The organism is Arthrobacter sp. NicSoilC5 (genome assembly GCF_019977395.1).
Taxonomy (GTDB): Bacteria; Actinomycetota; Actinomycetes; order Actinomycetales; family Micrococcaceae; genus Arthrobacter.
In genome coordinates this window covers 4,646,646-4,667,358 of the sequence record NZ_AP024660.1, presented here as the reverse complement: position 1 = coordinate 4,667,358, position 20,713 = coordinate 4,646,646, and the positions used below count along the sequence as shown (strand labels likewise).

Sequence of the window (20,713 nt, the reverse complement as noted above, 5' to 3'; positions counted from 1 at the left end):
CTTCACTTCGCAGTCGACGGATCGGGATCGCTGCCCGGGTTCTCCGCATGCGGTACCGGCAGCGGCGGCATGGGCCGTGGCGTCCGCACAATGGGAATGGGGCCGGTGTGCACGGCATCGGACTTGGGCACCGGACCGCGCCAGCCATGGATGGGCAGCTCGAACTTGCGGACCAGGCGGGCCGAGAAGGGGGTCTGGTGGGTGCGGGCCAGCCGGACCGGGGTGGCCGATTTGGTCACTTCCACGCGGGCGCCCGGCGGCAGGTCCACCGAGCGCCGGCCATCGCACCACAGGACACCCTGGGCGTCGGTGCGTCCCAGCACCTCAACAGCGAGCCTGGACCGGGGCGATACGACCAGGGGCTTGGCGAAGAGCGCATGTGCGCTGATGGGCACGATCACCAGCGCCTCCACCTCCGGCCACACCACGGGACCACCGGCGGAGAACGCGTAGGCCGTGGAGCCCGTGGGGGTGGCCAGCACGATGCCGTCGGAGCCGAAGGACGTCAGCGGTCGCTCGTCCACCTCGGTCACCACCTCGAGCATCCGTTCCCTGTTGGCTTTCTCGATGGCGGCCTCGTTTAAAGCCCAGGTGTGCCAAATCTTCTGGCCGCGGACCCAGACCTGGACATCGATGGTCATCCGCTCTTCAACGGTGTACTCGCGGCTGGCAATCCACTCCACGGTCTGGGCAAGGTCCGCCCGCTCGCTTTCAGCCAGGAAGCCCACATGGCCCAGGTTCACGCCCAGCAGCGGCACGTCCACCTCGCGGACCAGCTCAGCGGCCCGGAGGATGGTTCCATCGCCGCCAAGGACCATGACCAGTTCCACATCGGGCAGCTGGACGTGGTCGTGGAGCACCTCCACCGGCTGGGCCAGGTGCCCGAAGAACCGTTCCATGTCGCCCAGTTCGGACTCCTGCATCACGGGGACCATGCCTGAAGCATGCAGCAGGGCGCAGGCCTCCCAGGCGGCTTTCAGTGACTCCTCGCGGCCGGTGTGGGCAAGGACCAGTACACGCCTGCTCATCAGGTTCCGCTCTCTAGTGGTTCGGCCAGATTTGTCCGAGCAAAGCAGCAGCTGCTGCCTCACGCTCTTCGATCTTAGGCAAGTCTTGGGTGATCCTGCGTTTTATCCACAGGAAGTATTCGACGTTTCCGTCCTGTCCGGGCAGCGGACTGGCCGCAAGGCCGCACAGGTCCAGGCCGGCGTCGAGCGCCGCCCTGGCCACCTTCTCCACGGCCATCCGCCGCTCGCGCTCCGACGTCACCACGCCGGTGCGGCCCAGGCGGTCCTTGCCGATCTCGAACTGTGGCTTGACCATCAGCACCAGGTCGCCGCCGGGCTCCGTGCAGTCAGCCAGCGGCTGCACCACGAGGGTGAGGGAGATGAAGGAGAGGTCGGCGACGGTCAGGGCGGCCGGCCCGCCGATGTCCGCGGGCGCCATGTACCGGACGTTCATGCCCTCGTGGACCTCCACGCGGGGGTCGTCCCGGAGGTGCGGCACCAGCTGGCCGTGCCCGACGTCGACCGCCACCACGTGTGCGGCCCCGCGCCTCAGCAGGACGTCCGTGAAGCCGCCGGTGGAGGCACCGGCGTCGAGGCACCTTTTGCCTTGGGCCGAAACGTCCGGGAATGCGTCCAGGGCGCCGGCCAGCTTGTGCCCGGCACGGCTGGCGTAGGTGTCTTGGTCATCATGTTCGACGGCCAGGTCCCGGCTGTCGTCAACCTGCAGGGAGGCCTTGGCAAGGACCTGGCCGCCGGAACGGACCTTGCCCTCGGCAATCAGCGAGGCTGCGTGCGTCCGGGACCTGGCCAGTCCGCGGGCCACCAATGCCTGGTCGAGGCGTACCGGCATCAGGCGGCCCCGCCGGTCTTTTCGCTGCCTGTGGGACCGCTGTCTGCGGGTTCGCTGTTGAGGGCGGCCAGCAGTTCATCGTGCAGCACGTTGTAAACGGCTTCGTGCTCCGCTGCCGGAAGGCCGGGCAGGTCCAGAAGCCTGGCGGTGGCCTGTGCCACCTGCGGATCCCTGATGTCCTGCCCGGGGGCCTGGGGCCACTCCGGGGCCGGCTGGTCTGTCGGATGGTCCGGTTCGGTCAGCTCGGTCATAGAACCAGTCTAGTGATCCAGCCACACCAGCTTGGGCGCCTGCGGGGTTGACGCGTCAGGCGTCCCGGCCCACCATGCGGCACACGCCGCGCGCCACGAGTTGAGGTCGTCCTGGCTGCCAATGATGCCCACTGCTCCGTTGGCCACGCGCGCCGTCGACTGCCCGCACGTGTAAGTGCCGTCGTCGTGCGTTATCTCCGGGTATGGCCGGTGCAGGTCCGTAAGGTTTTCGATGATGTACGCGGGACGTTCCGCGGCGCGGGCCGCCAGGATGGTCTCGCGCGTGTCGACGCCGGTCAGCACGGCCACGGTGGCGAAGCCGGCGTTGTTGCCGCCCAGGATGTCCGTGTCCAGCCGGTCGCCCACCACCAGGGGGCGCCCGGCGCCAAGCCGCTTGGCGGCCGAATGGAAAAGCGGCGCTTCCGGCTTACCCGCGACTTTCGGCTGCTGCCCGGTGGCCGCAGCGACCGCCGCCACCAGGGTGCCGTTTCCAGGAGCGATGCCGCGCGCCTGGGGAATGGACATGTCCGTGTTGGTGGCCACCCAGAGGGCACCGGCGTTCACCACATAGGTGGCTTCCGCCAGGTCCTTCCAGCCAATGGCGGGGCTGAAACCCTGGACCACGGCGACCGGGTCCTCATCCTGGCCGGCCACCGGCACCAGGCCCGCCAGCTCAATTTCGCGGGCGAGGGCCGGACTGCCGGTGATGAGGATCCTTGACCCCGGAGCCAGCATCGAGGCGAGCAGCTCGGCCGCCGCCTGGGATGAACTGACCACCTGATTGTCCTCAGCCGGTGCACCCAACTCACGGAGATGCGCGGCCACTTCCGCCGGTGACCGGGAGGCGTTGTTGGTGACATAGCCCAGGCCAATGCCCAGCCCGGAAAGCTGCTTCAGCGACTCAACAGCTCCGGGAATGGCGTGGGGCCCGGCGTAGACCACGCCGTCCAGGTCGGCGAGGAGTGCGTCGAAGCGGGAAACCAGGGAAACATCGCTCATCGGTGTTCAGTCTTCCCGGCGGTCTTCGTCGTGCTCAGTGCCAGCGTTGTCCTGGGCAGCGGTGTCGTCTGCGCTGGCATCATCAGCACCGGCGTCGTCCGCGGGCACGGAGTGGAGCTCGTCGTGTTCCACCGAGTCCTGGTCCGATTCTGCGTCGTCGGAAACGAAGTAGTCGGCATCCTGGTCGTCGATGCTGCTGTCCTGTGAGGACTTCGCCTCGGCTGCGCGGGCGCTCCCGGAAGCTGCCTCCGTGGAACCTGCTGCGGGCGTTTCGGGCCCAGCGCCCTTGGAGGCGCGGTCCAGCATCCGCCGGCGTTCTGCCTCTTCCCGGGCTTCCTCTTCCTCGTCCCAGCCGAGGTCGATGATTTCGGGTTCTTCGTCAGCGCCCACGCCCAGGGCATATTCTGCCACGACGGCCTGACGGCTCCACTTCTGCGACTCGTCTTCGCGTCCCACCGCAGCCAGCGCATCGGCGTAGGCGCGGAAGAGGCGCGGGCTGTAGGAGAACGCGCGGTTCATGTCCAGCTGCGGGATTTCAAGTTCGGCTACTGCCGCGTCAAGCTGGCCCAGGTCGGTGCGCGCACCGGCGGCGACGATTGCCAGTTCCACCTTGCCGGGGGCATCCAGGTCCTGGGCTTCCTCAGAGCGCGCCACATCCAGGGCACGGTCGGGGCGTCCCAGGCCACGCTCGCAGTCCGCCATGATGGGGAGGTGGACGTTTGAACCACTGATACGGCGGAAGGTGCGGAACTCGCGGAGCGCCTCACCGTAGTGCCCGGCGGCGTAGGCTGTCAGGCCAACGGCTTCCCGGACAGCGGCGAGCCGGCCGCCGCGGCGGCTGGCTGCCAGGGCGTGCTGGAAGGCAAGCTCCGGCTCGTCATCGATGAGGCGGCCGGCCATCACCAGGTGGCGGGCCACCCATTCCGAGCTCTTGGCTTCGAGGGTCTTGATCTGGTGCTGGGTGGCGCGGTCCAGTTCTTTACCCGTGACGTCTTCATCGATTTCGGGTGAGCGTTCCCGGTCCGGGCGGTTGGCACTGCGGAGGTCAGCGGCGTTGGGCACGCGGACAGGACGGTCTTCCTGGCGATCGCGGCCAAAGCTGCGGGGGCCGGCGCCACGGCCGGACTCGGCGCGGGAGTCACCGCGGTCGAAGCTGCGGGGAGCCCGGTCCTGCCGGTCTCCGAACGGCTTGCGGTTATCGCCGCCGCCAAAACCACGGCGATCGCCTTCGCCGTCGCGGCGCGGACGGTCACCAAACGGCTTGCGGTCACGGTCACGGTCACCGCCAGCGAAACCTCGGCGATCACCCTCGCCATCGCGGCGGGGACGGTCACCAAACGGCTTACGGTCACGGTCACCGCCGCCAAAACCTCGGCGATCACCCTCGCCATCGCGACGGGGACGGTCACCAAACGGCTTACGGTCACGATCACCGAACGGCTTCCGCTCGCCACCGCCCGCACCGCCGCCAAAACCGCGGCGGTCACCCTCGCCATCGCGGCGCGGACGGTCGCCAAAGGGCTTACGGTCGCCACCGCCGGCACCGCCGCCAAAACCACGGCGGTCGCCCTCGCCATCGCGGCGCGGACGGTCGCCAAAGGGCTTACGGTCGCCACCGCCGGCACCGCCGCCAAAACCACGACGCTCACCCTCGCCATCGCGGCGCGGACGGTCACCAAACGGCTTACGGTCACGGTCGTTGAACTGGCGACGGTCGCCCTCGCCATCGCGGCGCGGACGGTCGCCAAAGGGCTTGCGGTCACGGTCACCGAACGGCTTCCGCTCGCCACCGCCGGCACCGCCGCCAAAACCGCGACGGTCACCCTCGCCATCGCGACGGGGGCGGTCACCAAACGGCTTACGGTCACGGTCACCGAACGGCTTCCGCTCGCCACCGCCGGCAGAGCCGCCGCGGGAGAAGTTGTTGCCGTCGCGGTCGGACCGGGACCGGAATCCGCGGGGCTCACCGCCGGAGTTGTTGTTGCCGCGGAACGCGCCCCGGTCGTTGCCTCGGTTGCCACCGTTATGCTCGGCCATGTGGATTCCTCCTGTTGTGAGCCGACCACTGGCGCAACTGCAGCCGCTCGTTTCGTTTCCTACGCAACCCGAAATCAAGCGCTTCGAAGTCCGTACATCTTCATCAATTCTAGTGGAGCGACCAAATCCCCCCGGACAGTGCGGGCCCTGGGACCGGGTATCGTGGCCATCTTCACAACGGGACAGCCCTGCGGCAGCCGCTGCCCGCTGTAACCAGGCAGCCGGACATGAACTCTGCCCGCCGGACGCCGCTGGCAGCTCCCGCGTGTTTTGTGTGTTAAATGTGGGAGGCCCCAACCGTGTGGTTGGGGCCTCGACCATTAATAGTTGTTCCGGCGGTGACCTACTCTCCCACACCCTCCCGGGTGCAGTACCATCGGCGCTGTGGGTCTTAGCTTCCGGGTTCGGAATGGGACCGGGCGTTTCCCCCACGCTATGACCGCCGTAACCCTTGTACCCGAACCCCGCAGGGGGTTGGGAAGTCTTGTGGTTACAACATCCCTGCCCGTGGGCAGGGGGTGGTGTTGTATTCAATTGTTAGGTTCCGCCAACAGGGTTGTTGGTTGGGAACCACATAGTGGACGCAAGCAGAATGTTTTTCTGTGTGGTGTAAGTTATTGGCCTATTAGTACCGGTCAGCTTCACGAGTCGTTAGTCCTCGCTTCCACATCCGGCCTATCAACCCAGTGGTCTGGCTGGGGGCCTCTCACACATAATGTGTATGGAAATCTCATCTTGAAGCGAGCTTCCCGCTTAGATGCTTTCAGCGGTTATCCCATCCGAACGTAGCTAATCAGCGGTGCACTTGGCAGTACAACTGACACACCAGAGGTTCGTCCGTCCCGGTCCTCTCGTACTAAGGACAGCCCTTCTCAAATTTCCTGCGCGCGCAGCGGATAGGGACCGAACTGTCTCACGACGTTCTAAACCCAGCTCGCGTACCGCTTTAATGGGCGAACAGCCCAACCCTTGGGACCTACTCCAGCCCCAGGATGCGACGAGCCGACATCGAGGTGCCAAACCATGCCGTCGATATGGACTCTTGGGCAAGATCAGCCTGTTATCCCCGAGGTACCTTTTATCCGTTGAGCGACGGCCATTCCACAATGTACCGCCGGATCACTAGTCCCGACTTTCGTCCCTGCTCGAGATGTCTCTCTCACAGTCAAGCTCCCTTGTGCACTTACACTCGACACCTGATTGCCAACCAGGCTGAGGGAACCTTTGGGCGCCTCCGTTACTTTTTAGGAGGCAACCGCCCCAGTTAAACTACCCATCAGGCACTGTCCCTGACCCGGATTACGGGCCGAAGTTAGATGTCCAAAGTGACCAGAGTGGTATTTCAACGATGACTCCACCCGAACTGGCGTCCGGGCTTCAACGTCTCCCACCTATCCTACACAAGCCACTCCGAACACCAATACCAAACTATAGTAAAGGTCTCGGGGTCTTTCCGTCCTGCTGCGCGTAACGAGCATCTTTACTCGTACTGCAATTTCGCCGAGTTTATGGTTGAGACAGCGGGGAAGTCGTTACTCCATTCGTGCAGGTCGGAACTTACCCGACAAGGAATTTCGCTACCTTAGGATGGTTATAGTTACCACCGCCGTTTACTGGGGCTTAAATTCTCAGCTTCGCCGTGAGGCTAACCGGTCCTCTTAACCTTCCAGCACCGGGCAGGAGTCAGTCCGTATACATCGTCTTGCGACTTCGCACGGACCTGTGTTTTTAGTAAACAGTCGCTTCCCCCTGGTCTCTGCGGCCCCGATCCCCTCCCGGACGCGAAGTCCGTTCAAGGTTGGGGCCCCCCTTCTCCCGAAGTTACGGGGGCATTTTGCCGAGTTCCTTAACCATAATTCTCTCGATCGCCTTAGTATTCTCTACCTGATCACCTGTGTCGGTTTGGGGTACGGGCGGCTAAAACCTCGCGTCGATGCTTTTCTCGGCAGCATAGGATCACCAAATCCCCCCAAACGGGGGTCCCATCAGATCTCAGGCTATATGAGTGGCGGATTTGCCTACCACTCGCCCTACATCCTTAGACCGGGACAACCATCGCCCGGCTCGGCTACCTTCCTGCGTCACACCTGTTAATACGCTTGCCTCCCAGGATCAGGTCCCGCGCTCCACCAAAACCCTTCACCCACAAGGGGTGTCAGGCAGGTCTCGGGCGGTTAGTATCCCCTGTTCAACATGGACGGTTTTTCGCCGGTACGGGAATATCAACCCGTTGTCCATCGACTACGCCTGTCGGCCTCGCCTTAGGTCCCGACTTACCCAGGGCAGATTAGCTTGACCCTGGAACCCTTGATCATTCGGCGGACGGGTTTCTCACCCGTCTTTCGCTACTCATGCCTGCATTCTCACTCGTGTAGGCTCCACCGCTGGTTTACACCGCGACTTCACTGCCCACACGACGCTCCCCTACCCATCCAGACGCCTGAACCACAAGGGCTTAGCTAAATATCTGAATGCCACAACTTCGGCGGTGTACTTGAGCCCCGCTACATTGTCGGCGCGGAATCACTTGACCAGTGAGCTATTACGCACTCTTTTAAGGGTGGCTGCTTCTAAGCCAACCTCCTGGTTGTCTGGGCAACTCCACATCCTTTCCCACTTAGCACACGCTTAGGGGCCTTAGTTGGTGGTCTGGGCTGTTTCCCTCTCGACTATGAAGCTTATCCCCCACAGTCTCACTGCTGCGCTCTCACTTACCGGCATTCGGAGTTTGGCTGACGTCAGTAACCTTGTAGGGCCCATTAGCCATCCAGTAGCTCTACCTCCAGCAAGAAACACGCAACGCTGCACCTAAATGCATTTCGGGGAGAACCAGCTATCACGAAGTTTGATTGGCCTTTCACCCCTACCCACAGCTCATCCCCTCCATTTTCAACTGAAGTGGGTTCGGTCCTCCACGACGTCTTACCGTCGCTTCAACCTGGCCATGGGTAGATCACTTCGCTTCGGGTCTAGATCACGCCACTCACACGCCCTATTCAGACTCGCTTTCGCTACGGCTGCCCCACACGGGTTAACCTCGCGACGTAACACTAACTCGCAGGCTCATTCTTCAAAAGGCACGCCGTCACCAGAATCAGACTGGCTCCGACGGATTGTAAGCACACGGTTTCAGGTACTGTTTCACTCCCCTCCCGGGGTACTTTTCACCTTTCCCTCACGGTACTGGTCCGCTATCGGTCATTAGGGAGTATTTAGGCTTATCAGGTGGTCCTGACAGATTCGCACGGGATTTCTCGGGCCCCGTACTACTTGGGATACTCTCACAGGCGGTACAAACACATTACGGTTACGGGACTAACACCCTCTCTGGCCGGCCTTTCAAAACCGTTCACCTATGCGCGCACATCACACCCCACCAGCCCGGCAGAACTGGTATGGAAAGTCCCACAACCCCGACCATGCAACGCCCGCCGGCTATCACACATGGAACGGTTTAGCCTGATCCGCGTTCGCTCGCCACTACTAACGGAATCACTATTGTTTTCTCTTCCTGCGGGTACTGAGATGTTTCACTTCCCCGCGTTCCCCCCACGCACCCTATGTGTTCAGGTACGGGTCACCAAGTCACTCGCGCGCTTGGCGGGGTTTCCCCATTCGGACACCCTGGGATCACAGTCCGGTTATCGACTCCCCCAGGCTTATCGCAGATTCCTACGTCCTTCTTCGGCTCCTAATGCCAAGGCATCCACCGTGTGCTCTTAAAAACTTGACCACAAAGATCAAAAACATTTTCGAGAGAACCACGAAAACTGTCCCGCGCACCCAAAGGCACACGAACCAGATCCAGGTTCATTTATCTTGGAAATTGCTTCTTATACAAGATGCTCGCGTCCACTATGTAGTTCTCAAACAACAACCCCACACCACACACCCCACACACACGTGCATGGACCGTCATGGCAGGGAAACCAGAAACAAACAAACCCACCAGAACACCACCCACACCCCGAAAGGCGAAGACAGCGAACCCGTGGTCCTGTTGCCTCAGGACCCAACAGTGTGCCAAACACGAAAACCACCACATCACCACGCCCACCGTTCCAGAACCACCAGGGTTCGTACTAGGAAAAGACACGACAACACAACGGCCGCTATTTGTTGATATTCCACCCATGAGCACCCGCCGCAGGACAATCGCCTGCGCAACGGGCTTGCTTCCTGACAACCCCCACACCCGGACATACATCCAGGCCGGTTGTTGTAGGTGCTCCTTAGAAAGGAGGTGATCCAGCCGCACCTTCCGGTACGGCTACCTTGTTACGACTTAGTCCCAATCGCCAGTCCCACCTTCGACAGCTCCCTCCCACAAGGGGTTAGGCCACCGGCTTCGGGTGTTACCAACTTTCGTGACTTGACGGGCGGTGTGTACAAGGCCCGGGAACGTATTCACCGCAGCGTTGCTGATCTGCGATTACTAGCGACTCCGACTTCATGGGGTCGAGTTGCAGACCCCAATCCGAACTGAGACCGGCTTTTTGGGATTAGCTCCACCTCACAGTATCGCAACCCTTTGTACCGGCCATTGTAGCATGCGTGAAGCCCAAGACATAAGGGGCATGATGATTTGACGTCGTCCCCACCTTCCTCCGAGTTGACCCCGGCAGTCTCCTATGAGTCCCCACCATCACGTGCTGGCAACATAGAACGAGGGTTGCGCTCGTTGCGGGACTTAACCCAACATCTCACGACACGAGCTGACGACAACCATGCACCACCTGTAAACCGACCACAAGTGGGGGACCTGTTTCCAGGTCTTTCCGGTTCATGTCAAGCCTTGGTAAGGTTCTTCGCGTTGCATCGAATTAATCCGCATGCTCCGCCGCTTGTGCGGGCCCCCGTCAATTCCTTTGAGTTTTAGCCTTGCGGCCGTACTCCCCAGGCGGGGCACTTAATGCGTTAGCTACGGCGCGGAAAACGTGGAATGTCCCCCACACCTAGTGCCCAACGTTTACGGCATGGACTACCAGGGTATCTAATCCTGTTCGCTCCCCATGCTTTCGCTCCTCAGCGTCAGTTAATGCCCAGAGACCTGCCTTCGCCATCGGTGTTCCTCCTGATATCTGCGCATTTCACCGCTACACCAGGAATTCCAGTCTCCCCTACATCACTCTAGTCTGCCCGTACCCACCGCAGATCCGGAGTTGAGCCCCGGACTTTCACGGCAGACGCGACAAACCGCCTACGAGCTCTTTACGCCCAATAATTCCGGATAACGCTTGCGCCCTACGTATTACCGCGGCTGCTGGCACGTAGTTAGCCGGCGCTTCTTCTGCAGGTACCGTCACTTACGCTTCTTCCCTACTGAAAGAGGTTTACAACCCGAAGGCCGTCATCCCTCACGCGGCGTCGCTGCATCAGGCTTGCGCCCATTGTGCAATATTCCCCACTGCTGCCTCCCGTAGGAGTCTGGGCCGTGTCTCAGTCCCAGTGTGGCCGGTCACCCTCTCAGGCCGGCTACCCGTCGTCGCCTTGGTAGGCCATTACCCCACCAACAAGCTGATAGGCCGCGAGTCCATCCAAAACCACAAAAGCTTTCCACCAACCACCATGCGATAGTCGGTCATATCCGGTATTAGACCCAGTTTCCCAGGCTTATCCCAGAGTCAAGGGCAGGTTACTCACGTGTTACTCACCCGTTCGCCACTAATCCACCCACAAGTGGGCATCATCGTTCGACTTGCATGTGTTAAGCACGCCGCCAGCGTTCATCCTGAGCCAGGATCAAACTCTCCGTTGAAAACAAACAGACACAACCAAAACCACCGGAAATAACGGTCATAATGGCTGCACAAAATTTGAAACCAGCTAAAAACACCAAACCACACCACAGGGGCGGCACGATTCGGCAAATTCAACCAATTACATACATAATCGGTATCAACAAACTTGGCACACTATTGAGTTCTCAAACAACAGACACATACGAATATTCCCGGAACAATTCAAAAGAGAATTTCTTTTCCGTATTTCTTCGCTGCGATGTTTTTATCTTATTTCATTCATATTCGCTTTTGCAAATCCGGTTGTTTTCCCGGAATTCACTCTGCGGAATGAATCCGCCCAGCAGAATGAGAAGCATTCTTGGTTCCATGCACCGCATGGCCGAGAATTGCTTCTCAATATCAGTTGGGGGTTTGTCACCACTCAGCGGCGGCGACTCAGAAAACAATACACGCCCCTCCGCGGCCGCGCAAATCGGCCGCCGAGGGGCGTGCAGGTGGTAGGTTGCGCTCCCGCGGTTACGGGACCAGTACTTCCACTGTCGCCAGGTTCTTCTTGCCCCGGCGCAGGAGCAGGTACTGTCCATGCAGGAGCTCCGACTCGGAGATCACAGCGTCAGGATCCGAGACTTTCTCGTTGTTCACGTAGGCTCCGCCTTCACCCACGGTCCGGCGTGCGGCGGACTTGCTTTCGGAAAGACCGGACGCCACCAGCAGGTCCACAATCCCCATCTCATCCACCTGCACTGTGGTGGAAGGAAGTTCGGACGTTGCAGCCTGCAGGGTTGCCTTGTCCAATGCGGCCAAATCCCCGTTGCCGAAGAGCGCCGCCGAAGCTGCGATGACCTTTTCGGTGGCGTCAACGCCGTGCACCAACGAGGTCACTTCGAAGGCAAGCTTCCGCTGACCCTCACGGGCAAACGGACGCTCCGCCACCGAAACGGCAATCTCTTCAATCTCCGCGCGGGTCAGGAAGGTGAACACCTTGAGCCGGTCCACCACGTCCGCGTCCGCAGTGTTGAGCCAGAACTGGTAGAACGCATACGGGCTGCACATGCCGGCATCGAGCCAGATGGCGTTGCCTTCGCTCTTGCCGAACTTGGTTCCGTCAGAGTTGGTGATGAGCGGGGTCCCCAGGGCGTGGACGCTCTTGCCCTCCACCTTGCGGATCAGTTCCGTACCGCTGGTGAGGTTGCCCCACTGGTCCGAGCCGCCGGTCTGCAGGACGCAGCCGTAGTCGCGGTAAAGCTGCAGGTAGTCCATGCCCTGCAGGATCTGGTAGCTGAACTCGGTGTAGCTGATGCCTTCATCGGAGTTCAACCGGGACGCCACGGCGTCCTTGCGCAGCATGGTGCCCACCCGGAAGTGCTTGCCCACTTCACGCAGGAAGTCGATGGCGCTCAGCGGCGCCGTCCAGTCCAGGTTGTTCACCATCCTGGCAGCGTTGTCCCCCTCGAAGCTGAGGAAGCGCTGCACCTGGGCCTGGAGGTAGCCAACCCACTCCGCCACCGTGTCCTTGGTGTTCAAGGTGCGTTCCGCCGTCGGACGCGGGTCCCCGATCATGCCGGTGGACCCGCCCACCAGGCCGAGGGGCTTGTGCCCTGCCAGCTGAAGCCGCCGCATGACCAGGAGCTGGACCAGGTTGCCCAGGTGCAAGCTCGGCGCGGTGGGGTCGAAGCCGCAATAGTACGTGACCGGCCCGTTGGCGAGCAGCTTTTCGAGCTCCGCTTCATCGGTGGAAACATGGACCAGCCCACGCCACTTCAGTTCCTGCCAAATATTGGCGAAAGTGGGGTCGTTGCGCTGCGGTTCGAGGATGTTCAGTTCTGGCACGCTTCCTAAGTTAGCAGTAACGCCGATTGCCCCGTCAGCCGGCAATACCGGCGGGGACCGGTTGCGCCGCGATCAGCCGCAGCCTCTGCGTGGCGCGGGTCATGGCGACGTACAGGTCCCCCACTTTGCCGTGTTCGTGGTTGAGCATCACGGAGGGTTCCAGGACCACCACGCCGTCGAACTCCAGGCCCTTTGCCTCACGCGGGCTGATGACCACGATGTCCTGCTCGTAGCTGCCGGCCCCGGTGCCGATCCTGCGGCCGTATACGGCACGGAGGGCCGCCGTTGCCTGGGGCAGGAGGTCACCGTCGGCAATCACGGCGAGCAGGCCGCCGTCGAGCGCCGCAAGCTCCTCCGGAAGGACCTCCACCAGCCGGTCCACGATGCCGCCGGCGGGCACCTCGTCGATGATGGGGGCCCAGCGGCCCTCGCGGACGGCCTTGGGTGCGGAGACCACCAAGCCCGCGGCGTTGGCCATCCTGACGGCGGCCTCGGCGATCTGGGACGGGGTGCGGTAGTTGACGGTCAGCTCCTCCAGCTGCCAGCGGTCGCCGAACATCGGGGCCAGCGCCCCCTGCCAGGAATTGGCCCCGGCCACGGAGCTGGTCTGGGCAATGTCGCCCACGATGGTGAAGGACTTCAGCGGGCAGCGGCGCACCAGCAGACGCCATTGCATGGGCGAAAGCTCCTGGGCTTCATCCACGACGATGTGCCCGAACGCCCACGTGCGGTCGCTCGTTGCGCGTTCGGCTGCCGTCTGCCGGGCTTCCTGCTCCCGGTTCTGCTCCGCCAGCTCCTCTGCGGACATGAGCGGATCCACCCCGGCGGCTTCCATGTTGACCAGGGTCTGCTTTGCGTTGGCGAGGTCCCGGGCACGGTCGTGCTCCTGCTGGGCCAGCCCGCGTCCGGCGGCCGGGTCCAGCTCCCCAAGCAGCTCGGCGGCCTCATCCAGCAGCGGGACGTCGGACTCGCTCCACGGCGCATCGGCCGGACGCTGCAGCAGCGCCCGCTCGGCAGGGGTCAGGTGGGGGGTGCAGAACTCCAGCACCTCCGGCTTGCTGAAGAGGTCGGAGATGAGCTTCTCCGGCGTCATGGGCATCCAGCACAGGTTCAGGGCGATCCGGACGTCCCGGGCGGTCCGGACGTCCTCGGCCAGGTAGGAGCGGTCCGCGTTGTTGCCAATGTTTCCGGCCTCGACGAGCTCGGTCATCTGCTCGGTCAGTTCGCGCAGCAGGATCTTCACGAACGTTACGCGGGCCTCGTTGTACGGCTTTCCGGTGGCGCGGGCGCGTTCCCGCGCGCGGCGCACCTGCCGGGGCGTAAGGGTCAGCTTGCGGCCGTCGACCTCGAGGATCCGGTTCTGGGCGGGGACGCGCATGCGGTTGGAGACGGCGTTGGCCACGATGGCGGCCATGTCCAGCCGCCCCTTCATGGCGGCGACGTCGGCGTCTGTTTCCGGAACGGCGTGGATGCCGGGCATCAGGCGGCCAAGGCTAGCCATGACCACGCCGGTCTCACCCAGGGACGGCAGCACCCGTTCGATGTACTTCATGAACGACGACGACGGCCCCACCAGCAGCACGCCGGCACTCTTGAGCCGGTCACGGTGGGTATAGAGCAGGTAGGCGGCGCGGTGCAGGGCCACTGCGGTCTTGCCGGTGCCGGGTCCGCCCTGGACCACGACGGCGCCGGAGATGGAGGAGCGGATGATCCGGTCCTGCTCCGACTGGATGGTGCTGACGATGTCCGACATGCGGCCGGTCCGCTTGGAGTTCAGGGCAGCCAGCAGGGCACCTTCGCCCTGGAGCGATTCGTCGTCCGTGAGCATCCCGGCGTCCAGGACATCGTCCTCGATGGCCTTGACCTCGCGTCCCTGCAGGATCAGGTGCCGGCGGCGGCGGACGCCCTGCCGGTCAAAGGCCGTGGCCTGGTAGAAGTGCCCGGCCTCGGGGGCACGCCAGTCCACCATGAGACGCTGCAGGTCCTCGGTGGTGAGGCCAATGCGGCCGATGTACTGCGCTTCGCCGGAGTCCAGGTCCAGGCGGCCAAAAACCAGCCGGTCATCCACGGCGTCCAGCTGCGCCAGGCGGTCCTCATACAGTGCAGCGAACGCGTCCCGCTCCGAAACGTTCTGCATGGTGCCCACGGCTCCGGCACGACGGACCTGCGCCAACTGGCGGCGCTTCTCCTCCCGGAGTTCCTCCAGCCGGGCGTACAGGCCGGCTACATACTCCCGTTCGTGGGCCAATTCGGCGTCAAGCATTAACGTTCCCCTATCGCAAAAGACAGACCGTCCATTCTACAACCATTTCCGTTAACGCCGGTGAAACGTTGCATCCGGCCGGGGTTCCGCTGCCTGCTTCCGGGTCCGCGGCTTCGCTGCCTTGTATCTGGACACGGTAGGGTCGCCGGTCAGCCAGTACCGCCAGGCGTATTCGTCCGTGCCTCCGGCGCCGGCCACCCCCACCCGGGGACCGGAACTGACCGCGCCGGCGGGAACGGACGGAAGTTCGAGCCGGAACGGCGGAGCGAGCGCGTCGCGGCCGCTGTCCGCCGTCGTCAATCCCAGCGCTTTGGCAAGGCGGGCCGGCCCGCTGGCAAGGTCCGCAGGAGTTTTGGACGTTGGACGGCGCAGCCGGGCCAGCTGCAGCCCGTCCACCACTTCCCCTGCCCGGAGCAGCAGGGCGGACGCGACGCCGGCCGGACCGCACACGATGTTGGTGCAGTGGTGCATTCCGTAGGTGAAGTAGACGTAGAGGTGGCCGGCGGGGCCGAACATGGGGGCGTTGCGGGGCGTGGGGCCGCGGTAGGTGTGGGAGCCGGGGTCCGGGTGCAGGGAGTCCTCGGGGCCCATATAGGCCTCCACCTCGGTGAGCCGGACGGACACGGCACCGTCGCGGGACTCATGGGTGAGCACGGCACCGAGCAGCTTTGGTGCGAGTTCCCGGGCGTCCGCGGACAGGAATTCCCGCAGCTGTGCCATTGCCCCAGCGCTTTGGTTCATTAGTTGACCTTACCCAGATCCCGCAGGTTTCATCCGCCACCGGAAAGGGGTCCGGGGTGGATCTGCACGCCCACGGCCATGTCCGATTTCCGCTAGAAGCCGTGGCCGGCGGCTGGCAGGATGGAGGAATGGACTTCTGGCAGCGCTACCGGGCAATCGATGCCCGCGATACCCGGTTCGACGGCCAGTTCTTTACGGCCGTCCGCACCACGGGGATCTACTGCCGGCCGTCGTGCCCTGCCAGGACCCCCAAGGCCTCCAACGTCACGTTCTACGAGACGTCCGCCGCCGCACACGAGGCAGGCTACCGCGCCTGCAAGCGCTGCCTGCCGGAGGCGGTGCCCGGAACCCCGGCCTGGAACGTGCGGCAGGACATCGCGGGGCGGGCGATGCGCCTGATCAACGACGGCGTGATCAACCGCGACGGCGTGGCGGGCCTGGCCGCCCGGCTGGGGTATTCGCCGCGCCAGTTGAACCGGATCCTCGGCCAGGAACTTGGCGCCGGCCCCCTGTCATTGGCCCGCGCCGCACGGGCCCAGACGGCCCGCACCCTGCTGGTTTCAACATCGATGAAACTCGCCGACGTCGCCTTTGCGGCAGGCTTCAGCAGCGTCAGGCAGTTCAACGAGACCATCGCCGAGGTGTTCGATATGACGCCCACGGCGCTCAGGAGGACCGTCCGCCATCCGGTGAACGGCGGCGGCGCCACAGCCCTGACCCTGGGCCTGCCCTACCGTCCGCCTTTCGATCCGGGCATCTTCTCCTTCCTGGCGGTCCGCGCCATCCCCGGGGTCGAGGACGGCACGCCCACTTCCTATGCCCGGACGCTGCGGCTCCCCCACGGGGACGCGCGCTTCAGGGTGGAGTACGACGACGGGGCCCGGGAACGGCCGTTGACCCTCACCATCGGCGCGGTGGACCTTCGCGACCTTCCGGCGCTGCTCAGCCGCGTCCGCCGGCTGTTCGACCTGGACGCGGACCCGGAGGCGATCGACGGCACGCTCGCCGCCGATCCCAGGCTTGCCGGCTCCGTTGCCTCCGCACCGGGGATGCGCCTGCCGGGCGCGGTGGATCCGCAGGAACTGCTGATCCGGGCCATGGTGGGCCAGCAGATCACGGTGGCGGCCGCCAGGACAGCCTTGACCCAGTTGTCCGCGGCGGGCAGTCCTGCCAGTGCCCCCGGCGACGGCCTGGACCGCCTGTTTCCCACTCCGGCGGAAATCGCTGCTGCAGGACATCTGCTTCGCGGCCCCCGGCGCCGCACCGAGTCGCTGCTGCATGCTGCAGAGGCCATGGCCCGCGGCCGCCTGGACTTCGGCTATGGAGACGACCTCCCAAGCCTCACCGCGGCACTTTTGCCGCTCCCCGGCGTCGGGCCCTGGACGGTGGGGTACGTCGCCATGCGGGTCCTGGGTGCCCCGGATATTTTCCTTGCCAACGACGCCGCCGTGCGGAACGGGATCCGCGCCCTCGATAATGGGACCAGCGCCTTGAGCCCTGACTTCCGGGAGACCAGCCCGTGGCGCTCCTACGCCACCATGCACCTCTGGCGCGCTGCCGTCCGGCCCGCCGCAAAAACCACCATTCCCGCGAAAGGGACGCCATGAAAGCCCAACTGCTGCAGCTGTCCACGCCGGACGGTCCGTTTACGGTCCTCGCCCAGGATGGCGTGGTCCTTGCGTCCGGCTGGACGGCCGGCCTGGCGGACCTGACCGGCCAGGTCCATCCAATGCTGCGGCCCGACGCCGTGGAAGAGGTAACGGACCTTGGGGGGATCTCATCCGCCGTGGAGGCCTTCTATGCCGGTGACCCCGCCCCGGCCATGGCGGTGCCGGTCCGCCAGCAGTCCGGACCGTTCCGTGCCCACGCCTGGGACGTGCTGCGTCAGGTCAAGCCGGGCTCACCCGTCACCTACTCGGAGTACGCCGCACTGGCCGGCAACCCGCGCGCCGTGCGGGCCGCCGCCAGTGCCTGCGCGTTCAACGCAGCTGCCCTGTTCGTGCCGTGCCACCGCGTCATACGGACCGACGGCTCGCTGGGCGGCTTCCGCTGGGGCCTGCGCATCAAAGAGAGCCTGCTGGCCCGCGAGGCCGCCTGACCACTCACTCCCCTGGCGTTGCTCCATCACTTGTGGTCCCTTTAACCCCGGTTTGGGGACCAAAAGTGATGGGGCAACGAATGGCTACTTGGGGTCCGGCATCGCCGACGGCCAGGGCATCAGGCCGGGAAGATCGGTGCCGTCCCCGGCGGCCGTGGCCCGCAGGCTGTCCAGCGACGGCTGCCGGCCTGCGAGCCACGCGGCGATGTCCGTCACCATCCCGCTGACGACGACGGTGCTGCCGCCGGTTCCGAGGGTCAGCGGCGGGAGTGCCACGGGCTGCAGGACCAGCCGGGTTTCCGCCGGCACGCGGGCGGCGAGGAAGTCGAAGAGGTGGGAGCAGAATGCCCTGTTCCAGGTCTCGGGTCCCGCGCCGGTGTCCAGGTCCGCGGTGTGGATGACCAGCTCGCGCCAGAGCGCCAAACCGGCGTCGAAAATCACGCCGTCGCGGAAGGCGATGCGCGTTTGCCATTCGTCCTCCCCCAGCGCATCGAAGGCCGCCAGTGCCCGCTGCACTGCGGCCGCAACGTCCTTCCGGTGCTCCTCCAGGCTGTGGCCGGCGGCAAGCTCGATGGCCCGGTTGCGGCCGTCCACGCCGCCGTCGTACAGCTCCACCGTCCTGCCGGACCGCCCGTATTCCACCTGGCGGGCCAGCGCGCTGCAGATTCCGGCGATGTGGGCCAGGAGGTGGCCGCGGCTCCAGCCGGGAAGGGTGGACGGGGCCCTTTCGCCGCCGGCCGGAATCCGGTCCACCGCAGCGGTCAGTGCGTCCGCGGCTTTGTGCAGTTCAGCGAGGAGGGCGGCAGGGGATGGTGACGTCATGCGGTTAGCCTAGCCGAGCAGTCAGTCCAGTGGTCTTCCGTCCCGCCCGACACGGTGGCGGACGTGCCGGCGGTCGTTGCTGGCCTGCCAGAACTCGATTTCGGCCGGCTGGAGGGCGTAGAGCTGCCAGTCCGGGTTGTCGCTGCCGTCGGCCCGGGGCCGCTCGTGCCAGTCGACGGCGGAGGCTTCGGCGGAAAGCTCAACCACAGTGCCCGCCACCCGCACCTGGCGGCCCAGGGCCGGCCAGTAGAAGTTCATCGCCGCGCGCGGTGACCCCGACAGCTCGCGGCCCTTGCGGGAGGTGCGGGACGTGGCGAAGTGCCAGCCGTCGTCGTCAATGTTCTTCAGGATAAGCATCCGCGAAGAAGGCTGCGGAGCGCCGTCGGTGCTTTCCCCCACCGTGGCGAGGCTGAACGCGTGCGGCTGCTGCTCCCCCGCATCCAGTGCCTCGTCCAGCCACTGCTTGAAGAGCAAGGCCGGGTCCTGCGGTGCGTTGCCGGGGTCGAAGCCGGGCAGGTCGGACGGGAAGTCGGGCAGGGTACGAAGGAACTTGCGGAAGGTTTCGCTCATGGCCCCAGCCTAGCCACAGACGCCAAGGGCCCCAGGGAACATGCCCCGGGGCCCTTGGCAACAATGTTTCCTACCCGGCGTACTCCCGCACGCCGGCAAGCTCGCCTTCCAGCGCAGCCAGCTGGCGTTCGACGGCGGCCGGCGCCGTTCCGCCCTGGGAGTTCCGGCTGTTAAGCGAACCCTCCGTGGACAGCACGGTCCGGACCTCCGGGGTCAGGTGCTCCGAGATCGCGGCGTACTCTTCGTCCGTCAGGTCCCACAGCTCAACGCCGCGGGACTCCGCCTGCTTCACGGCTGCACCGGACAGCTCGTGGGCCTCGCGGAACGGCACGCCCTGGCGGACCAGCCATTCGGCGATGTCCGTGGCCAGCGCGAAGCCCTGCGGAGCCAGCGATTCCATCCGCTCCGTGTTGAAGGTCAGGGTGGCGATCATGCCGGACACGGCCGGGAGCAGCAGCTCCAGCGTGTCGGCGGCGTCGAACACCGGCTCCTTGTCCTCCTGCAGGTCCCGGTTGTACGCCAGCGGCAGGCCCTTGAGCGTTGCCAGCAGCCCGGTCAGGTTGCCGATCAAACGCCCTGCCTTGCCGCGGGCCAGCTCGGCCACATCGGGGTTCTTCTTCTGCGGCATGATCGAGGACCCCGTGGAGTACGAATCATCCAGCGTGACGAAGGAGAACTCCTTGGTGGCCCAGAAGATGACTTCCTCGGAGATCCGGGACAGGTCCACGCCGATCATCGAGCAGACCCACGCGAACTCGGCGAACACGTCGCGGGAGGCGGTGCCGTCGATCGAGTTGTGCACGGCGGAAAAGAACCCAAGGTCAGCCGCCACCGCTTCCGGGTCCAGGCCCAGCGAGGAGCCTGCCAGGGCGCCCGAACCGTAGGGTGAAACCCCGGCCCGCTTGTCCCAGTCCTGGAGCCGCTGCACGTCGCGCAGCAGGGCCCAGGCGTGGGCCAGGAGGTGGTGGCTGAGCAGGACCGGCTGGGCGTGCTGCAGGTGGGTGCGGCCGGGCATGGCGACACCGTGGTGCGCCTTGGCCTGCTCCACCAGGGCATCCACGGTAGCCAGGACCCCCCGGGCGATGATCCGGGCGTGGTCGCGCAGGAACATCCGGCCCAGGGTTGCCACCTGGTCGTTGCGGGACCGGCCGGCGCGGAGCTTGCCGCCCAGCTGGGCACCGGCCCGCTCGATCAGGCCGCGCTCGAGCGAACCGTGCACGTCCTCATCGGACTCCGCCGGCAGGTAGGCGCCGGAGGCCACGTCCTCGTCGAGCTTGGTGAGGGCTGCAAGCATGCCCTGCAGCTCGGCGTCGTCCAGCAGCCCGGCCTTGTGGAGCACGCGGGCGTGCGCCTTGGACCCGGCGATGTCGTACCGGGCCAGCCGCCAGTCAAAGTGCGTGGACTTGCTCAGCGCCGCGAGGGCGTCCGCCGGGCCGCCGGCGAACCGGCCGCCCCACAGCGCACCTGCGTTGGTTGCTTCGGTTTTTTGCTCAGCCACAGG

The 20,713-nt window shown here is 64.6% G+C and carries 13 protein-coding genes and 3 rRNA genes; 2 read left to right on the top strand and 14 right to left on the bottom strand.

The annotated features are described in order from the left end of the window. Positions 1-2: 2 nt before the first annotated feature. The 11 genes from LDO22_RS21630 to LDO22_RS21580 all read right to left on the bottom strand — a co-directional run bounded on the left by LDO22_RS21630 (position 3) and on the right by LDO22_RS21580 (position 15,722). Positions 3-1,028 (bottom strand): NAD kinase, encoded by a 1,026-nt coding sequence (locus LDO22_RS21630; protein ID WP_159632284.1) that lies wholly within the window; start codon positions 1,026-1,028, stop codon positions 3-5. A gap of 13 nt (positions 1,029-1,041) precedes the next feature. After that, a complete protein-coding gene (locus LDO22_RS21625) occupies positions 1,042-1,857 on the bottom strand; it encodes a TlyA family RNA methyltransferase (RefSeq protein ID WP_224025643.1) in 816 nt (271 codons plus the stop codon). After that, complete coding sequence (locus LDO22_RS21620; protein WP_159632286.1) at positions 1,857-2,108, bottom strand: hypothetical protein; 252 nt, start codon at positions 2,106-2,108, stop codon at positions 1,857-1,859. The genes LDO22_RS21625 and LDO22_RS21620 overlap by 1 nt, the downstream gene beginning before the upstream one ends. A gap of 9 nt (positions 2,109-2,117) precedes the next feature. Further along, on the bottom strand, positions 2,118-3,107 hold the full coding sequence (locus LDO22_RS21615) for an HAD-IIA family hydrolase (RefSeq protein ID WP_159632287.1): 990 nt from the start codon (positions 3,105-3,107) through the stop codon (positions 2,118-2,120). A 6-nt stretch (positions 3,108-3,113) separates the two neighbouring features. Then, the gene (locus LDO22_RS21610) at positions 3,114-5,144 is read right to left on the bottom strand and encodes a tetratricopeptide repeat protein (protein WP_224025642.1); all 2,031 of its coding nucleotides are present in this window, start codon (positions 5,142-5,144) and stop codon (positions 3,114-3,116) included. 330 nt (positions 5,145-5,474) lie between these two features. Continuing rightward, positions 5,475-5,591: ribosomal RNA gene (gene rrf, locus LDO22_RS21605) — 5S ribosomal RNA — on the bottom strand. Positions 5,592-5,748: 157 nt separating this feature from the next. After that, positions 5,749-8,877 (bottom strand): 23S ribosomal RNA (locus LDO22_RS21600). Positions 8,878-9,380: 503 nt separating this feature from the next. Then, positions 9,381-10,902: ribosomal RNA gene (locus tag LDO22_RS21595) — 16S ribosomal RNA — on the bottom strand. Together the 16S, 23S and 5S rRNA genes form the textbook arrangement of a ribosomal RNA operon. Positions 10,903-11,404: 502 nt before the next feature. Continuing rightward, positions 11,405-12,718, bottom strand: a complete 1,314-nt coding sequence (gene tyrS / locus LDO22_RS21590) for a tyrosine--tRNA ligase (protein ID WP_224025641.1) — start codon at positions 12,716-12,718, stop codon at positions 11,405-11,407. A gap of 34 nt (positions 12,719-12,752) precedes the next feature. Beyond that, positions 12,753-14,981 carry an AAA family ATPase gene (locus LDO22_RS21585; RefSeq protein WP_224025640.1) on the bottom strand — a complete coding sequence of 743 codons (2,229 nt, stop codon included), beginning with the start codon at positions 14,979-14,981 and terminating at the stop codon, positions 12,753-12,755. A 51-nt stretch (positions 14,982-15,032) separates the two neighbouring features. After that, a complete protein-coding gene (locus LDO22_RS21580; protein WP_224025639.1) occupies positions 15,033-15,722 on the bottom strand; it encodes a DNA-3-methyladenine glycosylase in 690 nt (229 codons plus the stop codon). Between the two features lie 128 nt (positions 15,723-15,850). On the opposite strand from LDO22_RS21580, the gene LDO22_RS21575 reads away from it, so the two are divergent. Both LDO22_RS21575 and LDO22_RS21570 read left to right on the top strand, forming a co-directional pair. Next, positions 15,851-17,329: an AlkA N-terminal domain-containing protein gene (locus LDO22_RS21575; protein WP_224025638.1), complete on the top strand. Its 1,479-nt coding sequence runs from the start codon at positions 15,851-15,853 to the stop codon at positions 17,327-17,329. Then, positions 17,326-17,820: a methylated-DNA--[protein]-cysteine S-methyltransferase gene (locus LDO22_RS21570; RefSeq protein ID WP_224025637.1), complete on the top strand. Its 495-nt coding sequence runs from the start codon at positions 17,326-17,328 to the stop codon at positions 17,818-17,820. Before LDO22_RS21575 ends, LDO22_RS21570 begins: the two co-directional genes overlap by 4 nt. A gap of 84 nt (positions 17,821-17,904) precedes the next feature. Here the strand turns inward: LDO22_RS21570 and LDO22_RS21565 are convergent, their stop codons facing one another. The 3 genes from LDO22_RS21565 to argH form a co-directional block, all read right to left on the bottom strand. Further along, the gene (locus tag LDO22_RS21565) at positions 17,905-18,642 is read right to left on the bottom strand and encodes a maleylpyruvate isomerase family mycothiol-dependent enzyme (RefSeq protein ID WP_159632293.1); all 738 of its coding nucleotides are present in this window, start codon (positions 18,640-18,642) and stop codon (positions 17,905-17,907) included. 21 nt (positions 18,643-18,663) lie between these two features. Then, positions 18,664-19,212 (bottom strand): pyridoxamine 5'-phosphate oxidase family protein, encoded by a 549-nt coding sequence (locus tag LDO22_RS21560; protein WP_224025636.1) that lies wholly within the window; start codon positions 19,210-19,212, stop codon positions 18,664-18,666. 70 nt (positions 19,213-19,282) lie between these two features. After that, a complete protein-coding gene (argH, locus tag LDO22_RS21555) occupies positions 19,283-20,710 on the bottom strand; it encodes an argininosuccinate lyase (RefSeq protein WP_224025635.1) in 1,428 nt (475 codons plus the stop codon). Positions 20,711-20,713 lie beyond the last annotated feature (3 nt).

Coding starts and splice junctions, on each gene's coding strand:
- LDO22_RS21560 (WP_224025636.1), bottom strand. CDS start 19,212: ATGAGCGAAACCTTCCGCAAGTTCCTTCGTACCCTGCCCGACTTCCCG.
- LDO22_RS21585 (WP_224025640.1), bottom strand. CDS start 14,981: ATGCTTGACGCCGAATTGGCCCACGAACGGGAGTATGTAGCCGGCCTG.
- LDO22_RS21610 (WP_224025642.1), bottom strand. CDS start 5,144: ATGGCCGAGCATAACGGTGGCAACCGAGGCAACGACCGGGGCGCGTTC.
- LDO22_RS21615 (WP_159632287.1), bottom strand. CDS start 3,107: ATGAGCGATGTTTCCCTGGTTTCCCGCTTCGACGCACTCCTCGCCGAC.
- LDO22_RS21620 (WP_159632286.1), bottom strand. CDS start 2,108: ATGACCGAGCTGACCGAACCGGACCATCCGACAGACCAGCCGGCCCCG.
- LDO22_RS21630 (WP_159632284.1), bottom strand. CDS start 1,028: ATGAGCAGGCGTGTACTGGTCCTTGCCCACACCGGCCGCGAGGAGTCA.
- LDO22_RS21580 (WP_224025639.1), bottom strand. CDS start 15,722: ATGAACCAAAGCGCTGGGGCAATGGCACAGCTGCGGGAATTCCTGTCC.
- LDO22_RS21570 (WP_224025637.1), top strand. CDS start 17,326: ATGAAAGCCCAACTGCTGCAGCTGTCCACGCCGGACGGTCCGTTTACG.
- LDO22_RS21565 (WP_159632293.1), bottom strand. CDS start 18,642: ATGACGTCACCATCCCCTGCCGCCCTCCTCGCTGAACTGCACAAAGCC.
- LDO22_RS21625 (WP_224025643.1), bottom strand. CDS start 1,857: ATGCCGGTACGCCTCGACCAGGCATTGGTGGCCCGCGGACTGGCCAGG.
- LDO22_RS21575 (WP_224025638.1), top strand. CDS start 15,851: ATGGACTTCTGGCAGCGCTACCGGGCAATCGATGCCCGCGATACCCGG.